The organism is Azonexus hydrophilus (assembly GCF_905120355.1).
Lineage (GTDB): Bacteria > Pseudomonadota > Gammaproteobacteria > Burkholderiales > Rhodocyclaceae > Azonexus.
In genome coordinates this window covers 1-12,098 of record NZ_CAJHOB010000025.1, presented here as the reverse complement: position 1 = coordinate 12,098, position 12,098 = coordinate 1, and the positions used below count along the sequence as shown (strand labels likewise).

Here is a 12,098-nt window from a genome sequence, read left to right as displayed (position 1 = left end):
ACGCTGCTGCCTGACTCCGATTAACTCGGAAAGACGGTAGTGGTCGGACGGTTACCCAGAAAGACCTGTTGCCTCCGCCTCTCGAATTCGCCTGCGGAAACCTGCCACTGTGGGTTATGGGGGGAGTTCAGTTCGACAGCGACAATCCGACGCACATAAGCCAGCGCGGATGCCTTGCCTCGCGTAAGCCGCAACAGATCCGGCATTGCCGCATCGAAGGCATCGCGATGATGGTCTCTCAGATCGGTGGTGAGCACCACAAGAATGGCAACGGCATCCTCAAACGGTCGCATTGAATCGTCTTCTTTGGACAGTTTCCCCCCTGATAGTGCTTTGTTTGAAGCATCCGCTATTGGATGCCAACCTTCCGCTGCTCAGCCCGCACATAGGCGGTGACGTGGGCGACGTCGTCCGGCGTCACCCCTTTCACCGGAGCCATGTCGCCAAACTTCCAGTGATGGGCCCGCACACCGTTGGCCACGGCCAACTGGAACGCCGCATCGGCATGATGTGACGGCTCATAGATCTTGTGCAGCAGGGGCGGTCCCTTTTCCGATCCCTTCAAGTCGCCGCCATGACAGCCCGCACAGTGATTGGCGAACAGCGCCTTGCCCGTGCCGGGATTGGGCATTAGGCCGGGACTGGGTTTGGGAATGCTCCAGCCTTGAGCCTGGGCAAGGCTTGGCAGCATGGCCACAACAAGAGCCACAGGAATCCAATGCGAAAGCTTGTGTCTCATTGCTCCATCCCCCGTTTCATTCGCCACTGCTTGACCAGGGCGTAGATGGCGGGGATGACTGCGAGCGTCAGCACCGTCGAGGAAATCATCCCGCCAACCATCGGCGCCGCAATGCGACTCATGACTTCTGAGCCGGTACCGGTACCCCACATGATCGGCAACAGGCCGGCCATGATCGCCACCACCGTCATCATCTTCGGGCGAACCCGCTCCACGGTGCCTTCCATGATGGCCTCGTAGAGATCGTGCAGGGTTGGCGCTTGGTTTTCCGTCCGGCGCTTGGCCTTCAGCGCTTCCCAGGCATGATCAAGGTAAATCAGCATGATCACCCCGGTTTCCGCTGCAACCCCGGCTAGGGCGATGAAGCCCACGGCGACGGCAACGGACAGGTTGTAACCGAGCAACCACATCAACCAGACCCCGCCGACCAGCGCAAACGGCACCGACAGCATGACAATCAAGGTCTCTGTCAGACGTTTGAAGTTCAGGTAAAGCAGCAGAAAGATGATCAACAGCGTCACCGGGACGACGATCTTCATTTTCTCGATCGCGCGCTCCATGGATTCGAACTGGCCGCTCCAGGTCGCGTAATAGCCCGGCGGGAATTTCACGTTTTCCGCCACCGCCTTCTTGGCATCGGCGACATAGCCACCGATGTCGCGTTCGCGAATGTCCACGAAGATATAGGCGGAAAGCAACGCGTTTTCAGTCCGGATGCCGGGCGTTCCCTTGGCCACCTCGACGCGGGCCAATTGGCCGAGCGGAATCATTGCCCCCTCCATGGTCGGCACCAGCACCTCGCGGGCAATCTGCTGCGGATCGGAACGAAGTTCACGCGGATAGCGCACGGTGACGCCAAACCGTTCGCGCCCTTCGACGGTCGTGGTAACCATCTCGCCGCCCAAGGCCTGGCCGATAACATCCTGCAAATCGCCGACCGCCAGCCCATAGCGGGCCAACTGGGTGCGGTCCGGTTCGATATTCAGGTAAAAACCGCCGGTAATCCGTTCCGCGAAAGCCGAGGTAGTGCCTGGAACTGCCTTGACGACCGTCTCGATTTCGCGGGCCAGTCGTTCCATCTCGTTGAGATCCTTGCCGAACACCTTGATCCCGATTGGCGTCCGGATGCCGGTCGACAGCATGTCGATGCGCGCCTTGATCGGCATCGTCCAAGCGTTCGATACGCCCGGGAACTGCAAGGCCTTGTCCATTTCGGCGATCAGCTTGTCGGTCGTCAATCCAGGGCGCCATTCGGATTCCGGCTTCAGATTGATCACCGTCTCGAACATCTCCGTCGGCGCCGGGTCCGTTGCCGTGTTGGCACGACCCGCTTTGCCATAAACCGATGAGACTTCCGGGAAACTCTTGATGATCTTGTTCTGGGTCTGCAACAGTTCCGCCGCTTTGGTGATCGACATCCCGGGCAGCGAAGCCGGCATGTAGAGCAGCGTGCCTTCATTCAGCGTCGGCATGAACTCGGAGCCCAACTTGCTGGCCGGATAAATCGAGACCACCAGCGCGAGCAGTGCGGCCACGATAGTGGTCTTTTTCCATTGCATGACGCCGGCGATGATCGGGCGATAAGCCCAGATCAGGAAACGATTCACCGGGTTTTTCGATTCCGGCATGATTTTGCCGCGAATGAACAGCATCATCAGCACCGGCACCAGCGTCACCGACAGCAATGCAGCGCCCGCCATCGAGAAGGTCTTGGTGTAGGCCAAGGGCGAGAACAGACGTCCTTCCTCGGACTCCAGCGTAAAGACGGGCAGGAAGGAAACGGTGATGATGAGCAGCGAGAAGAACAGTGCGGGGCCGACCTCTTTGCAGGCCGCAATCATTGCCTCGATGCGATCCCCGTGGGTATGATCCTCCGGCAAACGCTCGATGTGCTTATGGGCGTTTTCGATCATCACGATGGCCGCATCGATCATCGCCCCAATGGCAATGGCGATACCGCCCAGACTCATCAGGTTCGAGTTCATTCCCAGCAATCGCATGGCGATGAAGGCAATCAGCACCCCGACCGGCAGCATCAGGATGGCTACCAAAGCACTGCGCATGTGCATCAGGAAGACGACGCAGACCAGCGCGACAATGAGACTTTCTTCCGCCAAGGTGCGCGTCAAAGTATCGATCGCACGGTGAATCAATTCCGAACGATCATAGACCGTCTGGATCGTCACGCCCTCCGGAAGCCCGGCAGAAATCTCACCAATTTTTTCCTTCAAGTTGTGAATGACCTCCAGCGCGTTCTGGCCGTAGCGCGCCATGGCGATACCGGAAACCACTTCACCTTCACCATTCAACTCGGTGAGACCGCGCCGCTCGTCCGGCGCCAGTTCGACACGGGCAATGTCACGAACCAAGACGGGCGTCCCGCCTTGTGACTTAACCACCAGATTTTCAATATCGCCTGTGCCCCGCAGATAGCCCTTGCCGCGCACCATGTATTCGGTTTCCGCCATCTCGACGACACGCCCGCCGACATCGCGGTTCGATTCCCGAATGACCTTTGAAACCGCCGCTAGCGGAATGCCATAGGCGCGCAACTTCACCGGATCAACCGTGACCTGGTAGGTCTGGACGAAGCCGCCAATCGAAGCCACTTCGGCGACGCCATGTGCCTTGGTCAGTTGATAGCGCAGATACCAGTCCTGCAGCGTCCGCAGTTCGGCCAGCGTCTTGTCCTTGGCGAGCAGCGCGTATTGATAGACCCAGCCGACGCCCGTGGCGTCCGGACCGATTTGCGGTGTGACGCCCTTGGGCATGCGGCCGGCGGCAAAGTTGAGGTATTCCAGTACCCGGGACCGCGCCCAATAAATGTCCGTGCCGTCTTCAAAAATGATGTAGACGAAGGACGCGCCGAAGAAAGAGAAGCCGCGAACCACTTTGGACTTCGGCACTGACAACATGGCCGTCGTCAGCGGATAGGTGACCTGATCCTCGACGACCTGTGGCGCCTGGCCGGGGTATTCGGTATAGACGATGACCTGCACGTCTGAGAGGTCGGGCAAGGCATCGAGCGGCGTTTTCATGACCGCAACGACACCACCGACGACAACAAACAGCGTGGCGAGCAGGACGAGGAAGCGGTTGCGCCCCGACCATTCAATGATTTTGGCGAGCATGGTATCCCCTGTCAGTGGCCTGCGTGGGGATTGGCCGCCACTTTTCCAGCCATCGGTTTGATGCTGGTGACGACCCATTCACCTGGTTTGCGCTCGACAAACTCGAAGGCCACCGTCGCACCCGGTTTGAGTCCGCTCAACAGCGCCGGCGTCGCGACCTGGAACTCCATGGTCATGCCCGGCCATTTGAGACTGGCGACCGGCCCGTGATTGAGCGTCAGCATACCTGCCTTGGCGTCGAACCCCTCGACCGTGCCTTCGGCCTGATGCCCGACAGCAGCAGGCTTGGCTGACTCCGGCTTCGGCTGGCTGCCGTGGCTAGCATGGCCGAAACCGCCGACCGCCGCCTTCAGGTTGCTTTCGGCGTCGATCAGGAAATTGGCGGCAACCACCACCGGCTCACCATTCTTGACGCCTTCAAGCACCTCAACATGGTTGTCACTGCGTTGCCCCAGCTTGACCTCGCGTGGCTCGAAACGGCCTTCCTTCGCCTGGACCAGCACGATGCGGCGGGTGCCGCTGTCAATCACGGCCGAGGTCGGTACGGTAACGACTTCTCCCTTTGCGCCGACCGGCAACTCAACCTGGGCGAACATGGCCGGTTTCAGCAACTGACCGGGGTTCGGCAGTTCGACCCGAACCGGCACCGTCCGCGTCTCGGCCTTCAGGGTCGGATAAACGTAGGTAATCGTGCCTTCGAACACTTTGTCCGGGTAGGCATTGATCCTGACCTTGGCTTTGGCGCCGGTCTTGACCTGACCAATGTCTTGCTCGAAGACATCGGCGACAACCCACACCGAGGAGAGGTCCGCCACCTGGTAGAGCGCCTCGCCGGGCATGAAGCGCATGCCCTGAACGGCTTTTTTCTCGGTGACGATACCGTTCACGGGGGAGCGAAAAGTCAGCGTGTGCTTCGATTCGCCGGATTTGGCGAGGGCCTTGAGCTGTTCTGCCGAGATGTCCCAGTTCTTCAGGCGCAGCAGGCTGGATTCGGCCAGTTGCTGCATGCCGTCCCGCGCCGGGCCGCCGGCGTCCTTCAGCGCTTCGACGCCTTGGGCGGCAATCGCATATTCGCGCTGGGCGGAGACCAGCTCCGGACTGTACACCTCGAACAGCGCCTGCCCCTTGCCGACCGGCTGGCCGGTCACATTGACATGCAGGCGCTCGACGTAGCCTTCGAATTTGGGCGAAATCGCGTACAGGCGGCGCTCGTCCGGCTCAATCCGGCCTGAAGCGCGCACCACCTTGTCGAGGACGCGGAGTTGCGCGGCTTCGCTGCGCACGCCCAGTTTTTGTACCTTCTCGGTACTGATCTTGATCTGATTGGCGGCCGCCGGCTCGTCGTCATCCTCGCCTTCATAGACGGCGATGTAGTCCATGCCCATCGGGTCTTTCTTGGGCACCGGCGAGGTGTCGGGCAGTCCCATCGGATTGCGGTAGAACAGCAGCTTTTTCTCTTTCTTGGCCGGCTCGGCCGGGGCGCTGGTGACCGGTGCCGCATCGCCATGGGAAGCGCCGCCACGTCCGCCCAGCCAGTAACCACCACCGGCAGCCACAGCAACGGCAATAACGCCGATGGTCAGACCTGCACCCTTGTTCATAGATCTTCCCCTAAAAGACGTTCGATTTCGGCCAGACGCATCTGGGCGTCGACTTGGGCCTTAAGCTGGTTTTGTCGGGCCTGCCGGATTTGGCGCTGGGCATCGAGCAAGGTGGCGAAATCGACCTTGCCGGTCTCATACCCGGCCAGCGCCGCCTTGAAGGTCAGTTCGGCCTGCGGCAGTAGGCTGTTGGCCAGCAGGTTTTCCGTGCGGCGGGCGGCTTCGATACCAGCCAGGGCCTCGGCCAGTTCGGCGGAGACTTGGTTGGTAGTGGCTTCCTTGCGCGAGCGGGCGGCATTGAGCATCGATTCCGATTCTCGCTCCTGCGCCCGGCGCGAAGACTGCTGCAGCGGGATATTCAGCTCGACCATCAACTCCCATTCCTTGATGGCGCTCTGGTACTGGGTGGGGGATACGCCCAGCGTAAAATCGGGATAGCGGTTTTTGTAGGTCAGGTCGCGGGATTTCTCGGCGGCCTTGATTTTCGATTCGTCGGCGAACAGTTGCGGGTTGCGGGTTCGCACGCGCTCTTCCAACGTGGCGTAATCCAGCGCCACGGGAGTCGGCAGCTTGCGCAACTGCGCTGGTTCCTGCAAGGGCGCATTGCTTGGGCGGGCCAGCAAGGCATTCAGCCGGGCATGCAGGTGGTGCTGTTCGGTTTCCAGCGCAATCAATTCGTTGCGCATGTTGGTCTGCTCAACCTGGGCGCGGATAACATCCTGCTGCGCCGCCAGGCCGCCGGAATAACGAACCTGGGCGACCTTTTCCAGGCGGGTCATCAGGTCGAGGATTTCGCGGGTCAATTGCTCGTTGCGGTGCACGTAATAAAGCTGGGCGAAATTGACTTTGATCCGCCCGGCCACATCGGCCCATGTGCCCAGCGCACGACCCTTGGCGCCGTCGGCTTCAAGCTCTGCAATTTCGCGCTTCAGGTCACGCTTGCCGAACCAGGGTATGTCCTGCATCAGCAAGTAACGGGTGCTGCCGACGCGATTTGGGGCTAGCGTGGCACTCTGTTCGCCCATCCGCGTTATGTCACGCAACTCGGTCCGAAACTTCGGGTCGGGCAAGGCACCGGCCGGCGTCACCCGCTCGCCTGACGCTTCGGCCTCGGCCTGCATCGCGACGTACTCCGGATTGCGTGTCTTGGCATAATTGATCAGGCTGTCCACGTTCGCACCAAGGGCGGCGTCTTGGGCAAGCACGGGCGACCCAAAGGCGGTGGCAAGCGCCAGGATCAAAATGGGTAACGGCCTGAGTCGGCGCATGCGACCTCCCTGCAATATTTGTTTTTATGAAGCATGCTGACAGCGAGAGGTAAGCACCGTCTCGCCGTCAGTCGATTGGGTTATTTGGCGGGTTCGAAATGGACGACGGTGATGGCACCATTCACGTTTTCGGCCATGAAGCGAATCTTATCGCCGGTTTTCATCTGGTCCAACCAGGCGACATTGGAAACCTTGAGTACCATGGTCATCGCCGGCATGTTCAGGTTGGTCAGTGGGCCATGCGACAAGGTTACTTTGCCGGCTGCCTTGTCCACTTTCTTGACCTGAGCGTCGATCATCTGCATTTCAGCAGACGCGGCGCTCGGCGAGGCCATGGCATGCCCGGCATGGTCGCTTGCAGCTTGGGCAGAAACGGCGCCGAGGGTGGAAAAGGCGATCAGTGAGGCGGTGATAAGTGCTTTCATGAGTTTCTCCTGTTTGGGGGATCAATGTTTGGCAAAGATGCTGGTTTCGCCACCGGCCTGGACCAGCATCGTGTTGTAGGGGACGGGTCTCGGGCTTTCCATGCCCGGCGATCCTGGCGGCATCGACGGCACCGCGATGCCGAGGGCTTTCGGTTTTTCCTTGAGCAGACGCTGGATGTCGGCAACCGGCACATGGCCTTCGACCACATAGCCGGCCACCTTGGCGGTGTGGCAGGAGCCCAGCCGATCGGGCATCCCCAATTGTTTGCGGGCCGCCGGGACGTCCATGACGTTGTGCGAGCGGACCTCGAAGCCCGCATTTTTCAGATGATCGACCCACTTGCCGCAGCAACCGCAATTCGGGCTCTTGTAAACATCCACCATTTCGCCGGCCGCCACGGCAGTGGAAAGGCCGGCGCCGAGGACGGAGCTCAAAGCAAGAACAAGAAAGGGGTTACGCATGGCGAAGCTCCTGTGTCAGTCGAGTGGCGTCAGTATGGATAGCCGACGCCAACAATTTGCTGTCCGTCGGATTACATTTTTGTAATCTTTATGGGGTTAATGTTTGTGCGCTCCGTGGTCATGGCTGTGCGCATTTTTGCCCTTGGCCACCGGCTTTTCCTCGACCGGGGCTGCTGGTGCCTCTTCGTGGCCTTCCAGTCCGCCATGGGAATGACCGTCACTGGCTGCCACCAGTTGCTCGTAGGCGGTCGCCGACAGCAAAGGCATCTTTTGCAGGAAGGCCGTCAGGTCCCAAATGGCCTCATCCTCCATGCCGCCCTTCGACCAGGCCGGCATACCGGAAGCCTTGATGCCGTGCTTAATGATCCAGAAATCGCGGGCAGCGTCACGTGACGATGGCGCCGCCGGTTTTTCGGAAAGATTGGGGGGAGTCGGATACAACCCCTTGCCAATCTCCGAATCCGGCGCTTCCGGAGACAGGTGGCAATTGACGCACATTGCCGCATAGTTGCCGGCCCCGCGTCGCACGCGCTCGGGATCGGCAAGATCAGCCGGGGTCTGGATTTCACCCGTACGGCTGGCAATGGCTCTTTCGCGGGCAAACGTCAGCGCCTGGTAGGTGAATGAACTGTGGGGGGTATCGGCGCCGACATCGACGACGCCTGCCACGACGACGATCCCCGCCGTTGCCGCGCCCAAGCCGATGGTTGCCAGAGCACCCCAAATAAATCTGCACATAGTTTTTTCTCAGTAAGGGTATGCGGAGTCCAATTGGTCTTGCTCCGAAATTGCTATTTTGTCTTTACCAAACCAACATCTTGCTGACTTGCGGATTACATTTCCGTAATCTAGGCAATCGGCCTTTAAAAGCGACGGAAAATGCGCCATCAATAGCCAATGATTGGTGGAGAGAACGATGAAAATTCTTGTGGTGGAAGACGAAACCAAAACCGGCTCTTACCTCAAGCAGGGGTTGGTCGAGGCGGGCTTCGTCGTGGATTTGGCCGTCAATGGCCTCGACGGGCTGCATCTGGCGCTGACCGAGGCCTATGATCTGGCGATCCTCGACGTCATGCTCCCGGGCATCGACGGCTGGCAGGTGTTGCAAGGTATTCGCCGAGCCGGCAAGGAAATGCCGGTACTGTTTCTGACGGCACGCGACCAGGTCGAGGACCGGGTCAAGGGACTGGAGTTGGGCGCCGACGACTACCTGGTGAAGCCCTTTGCCTTCTCCGAACTGTTGGCGCGAGTCCGGACCCTGCTGCGGCGGGGCGGCAAGGCGAAGGAGTCCGAGTTCCTGCGCGCCGCCGACCTCGAACTCGACCTGCTGCGCCGCCGGGTCAATCGCGCCGGCAAACGCATCGATCTGACCGCCAAGGAGTTCGCGCTGCTTGAACTGCTGTTACGCCGCCAGGGCGAAGTGCTGCCTCGGTCGCTGATTGCCTCCCAGGTTTGGGACATGAATTTCGACAGCGACACGAACGTCATTGAGGTCGCCATCAAACGCCTTCGGGTCAAGATTGATGAGGGGTACGAACCCAAATTGATTCAGACCGTGCGCGGCATGGGCTATGTTTTGGAGATTACCGATTGACCCCAATCCGCGGCCCCTCACTGACACTCCGGCTGACTCTGCTGTTCGCGCTGGCCTCGGCCTTTGTGCTGTTCCTGCTCGGCCTGCTTATCGGCAATGCGGTTGAGCGCCACTTCGAAGAGCAGGATTTGGATGTGCTGACCGGCAAAATGCAGTTGGCAAGGCATATCTTGGAACGAAAACCAGATAGTCAGCCGAAAGAGACACTGACCCAGCAATTGGACGATGCGCTGACGGGGCATCACGGGTTGATCGTTGCCGTCTATGACCAGAATGGCGAAATGCTGTATGCCAACGAAGCGATGGTGTTTCCGCAGGATCTACTAAGCATTGGCGCGACACCAAGGCGCGAGCAACCCGTCAAATGGAACAGCAACGACGGCCAGCCATGGCGGGGAGTTTCCTCGATGGTCAAAGGCACCGATGGTGGCGTTAGTTACACCGTGGCAATTGCCACCGAAATCACCCATCACGAGCACTTCATGACTTCCTTCCGGCAGACTTTGTGGGGGTTCATGAGCCTGGCGACTCTGGCGATGGGATTGCTCGGCTGGTTTGTCGTCCGGCGCGGCCTGTTGCCTTTACTGGCCATTAAGCGGCAGGCGGCTGAGATCACCGCCAATCGCCTGCATACCCGCTTGCCGGTCGAAGCCATCCCCCGCGAATTGGCGGATCTGGCCGACACATTGAATGGCATGCTTTCGCGCTTGGAAGAGTCCTTTCAGCGCCTGTCGGATTTTTCATCGGACTTGGCTCATGAGTTGCGAACGCCGGTCAGCAATCTGTTGACCCAGACACAGGTCACGCTCTCGAAAGCACGCTCCGCAGAAGACTACCGGGACACCCTGGCGTCGAACACGGAAGAATTCGAACGCTTGTCGCGAACCATTTCCGACATGCTTTTCCTGGCCAAGGCCGACAACAACCAGATCATCCCCAATCAGGAGCCGATAGACCTTGCCGAGGAAATTGGCGATTTGCTGGAGTATTACGGCGTGCTTGCCGAAGAGAAATCGATAGCCTTGTCGCTCACAGGTAACGGCCAAATCGTCGGCGACCGATTGATGTTGCGCAGGGCGGTTAGCAATCTGCTATCCAACGCGCTGCGCCACACGCCGAACGAGGGCAAGGTTACCGTTCGAGTCGACAATAACCGTGAAGGTAGGATTTTGGTCTCCGTCGAGAACACAGGGAGCGATATCCCTACCGAACATTTGCCCCGCCTGTTTGATCGTTTCTACCGTGTCGACAGTTCGCGCCTGCGCACGACCGAAAATTCAGGCTTAGGGCTGGCGATAACCCAATCTATTGTGTTGGCTCATGGCGGGGATGTTGGCGTCAACTCGGAAGGTGGAAAAACGCGCTTCACACTTTCTTTACCCTGTGCCCATCAGTAGGGGGCCGCTTTTTGTAAATGGCTATATTCAAGAAATAGTGGGATGAGAAAGTCAACCCATTGATTTATTGTGCGTTATACGTATAGCATCTCCCGAAGAACAAAAACGGAGCTTTCGTATGACGCCAAGGGAACTGAAACGGATGATGGCCGCCGTGGCGGCCCTTTCCGCCGACGAGATCGAGACGGTCAAAAAAGCCCTCTCCGTCCGCGAGGCAGGTGGTGAAATCGGCCGTCGAACAGGCTCGCATGGCGAGCGTGAGGGCGTGTCCACACTGCGGCAGCGTTCGGTTCGTGAAGGACGGCCACGCGAACGGCCGGCAGCGTTTCCGCTGCCGGGAAACGGGTTGCGCAAGGACCTTCAACGCCCTGACCGGCACTCCGCTGGCCCGCCTGCACATGCCGGAGAAGCACTTGGAGAACGCGAGGCTCATGGCCGCCGGCCTAAGCGTCCGCGTGACGGCCGAGCGGCTGGGCGTCAGCGTCCCCACCGCGTTCAAGTGGAGGCACCGCTTCCTCCAAGCCCCGCTGAACCAGCAGCCCGGGACCCTGTCCGGCCTCGTGGAGACCGACGAAACCTACATCCTCGAATCGTTCAAGGGCCAGCGTGGCGGCCTGCCCCGCCCGCCGAAGAAACGCGGGACGCCCGGCAGGACACGCGGCCTCGGCCCCGACCAGATTCCCGTTCTGGTGGCTCGGGAGCGCGAAATGAAGGGAACGCTCACGGCCCGGATTCCGACCCGTTCGGCGGCGTCCATCGCTCCGGTGCTGGCCGGCAGGGTCGTCCCCGACGCCGTGCTGGTCTCCGATTCCGCCAAGGCATACCGCAAGGTGGCCAAGGCCCTCAACGTGAGCCTGATGCAGGTTCCCGCGAACGCCAAGCACAAGACGCAGGGGACCCTGCACATCAACAACGCGAACGCCTATTGCAGCCGGCTGGACGGATGGCTGGACCGGTTCCACGGCGTGGCGACCAAGAACATCCCGAACTATCTGGCATGGCACCGCATCATCGACCGCGAAGGCAATGGGCTTTCCGCTAAGCGGTTTTTGGAGGCGGCCATCGGGTAGCGGCTTCGCTGCCGGTCAGCCTTTCGGCTTGGGGAAGTCTTTCAGGCAGCACCGCCCGGACGGATTGCTGGTCTCGCAGGAGCAGCGTCCCGCCTTGGTCTGCTCCACCACGAAATCTCTGATGGACGGGTCTTTGTCGAAGTCGGCCCTGCTTACGCCGAAACAGTGGCACAGCAGGGAATCCCCGTCCCGCTCCTTCGCTCCGGCCCGCGTCCTCAACATGGACTTGGGGACAACCGAGCCATCGTCTCCGAAATAGACGGCATCGCAGTCGGGATCGTCGCAGAAGTAGAACCGTTCGGCGGTCGGCGTCCAGTTCCACGGCTCCTTGATGTGGTGGGCGACGGTCCGCGTCGGGTGCGGTGGTCCCGGTCGTTTGGACAGCCACCGGGCTGGAATAAGCTAAGGCCG

At 60.0% G+C, this 12,098-nt stretch carries 12 protein-coding genes; 3 read left to right on the top strand and 9 right to left on the bottom strand.

Going from position 1 to position 12,098, the window contains the following annotated elements; all coding sequences use genetic code 11:
* Positions 1-20: 20 nt before the first annotated feature.
* From JYJ39_RS13510 to JYJ39_RS13475, 8 genes are all read right to left on the bottom strand, one after another.
* Complete coding sequence (locus JYJ39_RS13510; protein ID WP_205205080.1) at positions 21-293, bottom strand: hypothetical protein; 273 nt, start codon at positions 291-293, stop codon at positions 21-23.
* Between the two features lie 56 nt (positions 294-349).
* Positions 350-691 (bottom strand): c-type cytochrome, encoded by a 342-nt coding sequence (locus tag JYJ39_RS13505; RefSeq protein ID WP_240189666.1) that lies wholly within the window; start codon positions 689-691, stop codon positions 350-352.
* Positions 692-735: 44 nt separating this feature from the next.
* Complete coding sequence (locus JYJ39_RS13500) at positions 736-3,870, bottom strand: efflux RND transporter permease subunit (protein WP_205205078.1); 3,135 nt, start codon at positions 3,868-3,870, stop codon at positions 736-738.
* A gap of 11 nt (positions 3,871-3,881) precedes the next feature.
* Entirely contained in the window at positions 3,882-5,471 is a 1,590-nt protein-coding gene (locus tag JYJ39_RS13495; RefSeq protein ID WP_205205076.1) for an efflux RND transporter periplasmic adaptor subunit, read from the bottom strand.
* Entirely contained in the window at positions 5,468-6,739 is a 1,272-nt protein-coding gene (locus tag JYJ39_RS13490) for a TolC family protein (protein ID WP_205205074.1), read from the bottom strand. The genes JYJ39_RS13495 and JYJ39_RS13490 overlap by 4 nt, the downstream gene beginning before the upstream one ends.
* Positions 6,740-6,819: 80 nt before the next feature.
* The gene (locus JYJ39_RS13485) at positions 6,820-7,164 is read right to left on the bottom strand and encodes a copper-binding protein (RefSeq protein ID WP_027458831.1); all 345 of its coding nucleotides are present in this window, start codon (positions 7,162-7,164) and stop codon (positions 6,820-6,822) included.
* 21 nt (positions 7,165-7,185) lie between these two features.
* The gene (locus JYJ39_RS13480) at positions 7,186-7,626 is read right to left on the bottom strand and encodes a DUF411 domain-containing protein (protein ID WP_205205072.1); all 441 of its coding nucleotides are present in this window, start codon (positions 7,624-7,626) and stop codon (positions 7,186-7,188) included.
* A gap of 96 nt (positions 7,627-7,722) precedes the next feature.
* A complete protein-coding gene (locus JYJ39_RS13475; RefSeq protein WP_205205071.1) occupies positions 7,723-8,364 on the bottom strand; it encodes a c-type cytochrome in 642 nt (213 codons plus the stop codon).
* 178 nt (positions 8,365-8,542) lie between these two features.
* On the opposite strand from JYJ39_RS13475, the gene JYJ39_RS13470 reads away from it, so the two are divergent.
* The 3 genes from JYJ39_RS13470 to JYJ39_RS13460 all read left to right on the top strand — a co-directional run bounded on the left by JYJ39_RS13470 (position 8,543) and on the right by JYJ39_RS13460 (position 11,687).
* A complete protein-coding gene (locus JYJ39_RS13470; RefSeq protein WP_027458833.1) occupies positions 8,543-9,220 on the top strand; it encodes a heavy metal response regulator transcription factor in 678 nt (225 codons plus the stop codon).
* Entirely contained in the window at positions 9,217-10,617 is a 1,401-nt protein-coding gene (locus JYJ39_RS13465; RefSeq protein ID WP_205205070.1) for a heavy metal sensor histidine kinase, read from the top strand. Before JYJ39_RS13470 ends, JYJ39_RS13465 begins: the two co-directional genes overlap by 4 nt.
* Positions 10,618-10,865: 248 nt before the next feature.
* Positions 10,866-11,687, top strand: coding sequence for an IS1595 family transposase (locus tag JYJ39_RS13460; RefSeq protein WP_430622484.1), 822 nt, complete (start codon positions 10,866-10,868; stop codon positions 11,685-11,687).
* 15 nt (positions 11,688-11,702) lie between these two features.
* Here JYJ39_RS13460 and JYJ39_RS14255 read toward each other — a convergent pair whose 3' ends face one another.
* Complete coding sequence (locus JYJ39_RS14255; RefSeq protein ID WP_430622483.1) at positions 11,703-12,071, bottom strand: putative iron-sulfur cluster-binding metallochaperone; 369 nt, start codon at positions 12,069-12,071, stop codon at positions 11,703-11,705.
* Between the last annotated feature and the right edge of the window lie 27 nt (positions 12,072-12,098).

What these genes read in the sequence shown, in the direction of transcription:
- JYJ39_RS13510 (WP_205205080.1), bottom strand. Translation starts at nt 293, where the DNA reads ATGCGACCGTTTGAGGATGCCGTTGCCATTCTTGTGGTGCTCACCACC.
- JYJ39_RS13505 (WP_240189666.1), bottom strand. Translation starts at nt 691, where the DNA reads ATGCTGCCAAGCCTTGCCCAGGCTCAAGGCTGGAGCATTCCCAAACCC.
- JYJ39_RS13500 (WP_205205078.1), bottom strand. Translation starts at nt 3,870, where the DNA reads ATGCTCGCCAAAATCATTGAATGGTCGGGGCGCAACCGCTTCCTCGTC.
- JYJ39_RS13495 (WP_205205076.1), bottom strand. Translation starts at nt 5,471, where the DNA reads ATGAACAAGGGTGCAGGTCTGACCATCGGCGTTATTGCCGTTGCTGTG.
- JYJ39_RS13490 (WP_205205074.1), bottom strand. Translation starts at nt 6,739, where the DNA reads ATGCGCCGACTCAGGCCGTTACCCATTTTGATCCTGGCGCTTGCCACC.
- JYJ39_RS13485 (WP_027458831.1), bottom strand. Translation starts at nt 7,164, where the DNA reads ATGAAAGCACTTATCACCGCCTCACTGATCGCCTTTTCCACCCTCGGC.
- JYJ39_RS13480 (WP_205205072.1), bottom strand. Translation starts at nt 7,626, where the DNA reads ATGCGTAACCCCTTTCTTGTTCTTGCTTTGAGCTCCGTCCTCGGCGCC.
- JYJ39_RS13475 (WP_205205071.1), bottom strand. Translation starts at nt 8,364, where the DNA reads ATGTGCAGATTTATTTGGGGTGCTCTGGCAACCATCGGCTTGGGCGCG.
- JYJ39_RS13470 (WP_027458833.1), top strand. Translation starts at nt 8,543, where the DNA reads ATGAAAATTCTTGTGGTGGAAGACGAAACCAAAACCGGCTCTTACCTC.
- JYJ39_RS13460 (WP_430622484.1), top strand. Translation starts at nt 10,866, where the DNA reads ATGGCGAGCGTGAGGGCGTGTCCACACTGCGGCAGCGTTCGGTTCGTG.